Origin of the sequence: Jeotgalibacillus sp. ET6 (genome assembly GCF_029667115.1) — a bacterium.
Lineage (GTDB): Bacteria > Bacillota > Bacilli > Bacillales > Jeotgalibacillaceae > Jeotgalibacillus.
In genome coordinates, this window is the sequence record NZ_JARUIU010000051.1 from 1 (window position 1) to 288 (window position 288).

General features: G+C 55.2%; 1 protein-coding gene. It reads left to right on the forward strand.

From position 1 onward, the window contains the following. The coding region (locus P6709_RS19830; RefSeq protein WP_278242627.1) for a hypothetical protein at positions 1-288 on the forward strand (288 nt) is incomplete at both ends.

The following is a 288-nucleotide window of genomic DNA, read 5'->3' on the forward strand; positions in this document are numbered from 1 at the left end:
GCCATCCTCAATGGAAGCAACAGGGAGGGCCTGTGGCGCACCCTCACGGGAGAAGAGTGGGAGTATGTGCTTTTCCAGCGCAACACCTCATCGGGTGTTCGATATGCTAAGGCAAGGGTGGATCACTTCAACGGGATCATACTATTACCCGACGACTGGAACCCGAAAACCGAAAGCCTTCACAACGTCAACCAAAACGAAACCGAGTTCGGCTACAATTCAATCGATTCCACACGGTGGAACCTGATGGAGGCTTCGGGGGCGGTCTTCTTGCCCGCTGCTGGCAGC